Below are 234 nucleotides of genomic sequence, written 5' to 3'. Positions count from 1 at the left end.
GCAGGAGACCGTGGGCCAGGTCCAGTTGCCGTTGGGCTGGATGGTGACGCCGAAGGTGTTGCCGCTGCCGTTGGGTTTGGCGGTCAGCACCTGGGCGCTGGGGTAGCTGGCGCTGGTGTTCCAGGTGGAGAGGATCTTCGCGGGGGAGGGGACGTTCATGGTCACGGTCCAGTTGCTGGAGCCGGAGACGGCGACGTTGAGGTTGTAGCGGTCGCTCCACTGCTGTCCGGCGGA

General features: G+C 66.7%; 1 pseudogene. It reads right to left on the bottom strand.

The features are described from left to right. A pseudogene (locus KUM49_RS37925) lies at positions 1-234 on the bottom strand (1,4-beta-xylanase); the annotation flags it as partial.

The sequence above is a fragment of the Streptomyces sp. AC555_RSS877 genome, from assembly GCF_019049245.1.
GTDB lineage: Bacteria > Actinomycetota > Actinomycetes > Streptomycetales > Streptomycetaceae > Streptomyces.
This window is presented reverse-complemented; position numbering and strand designations above follow the sequence as displayed.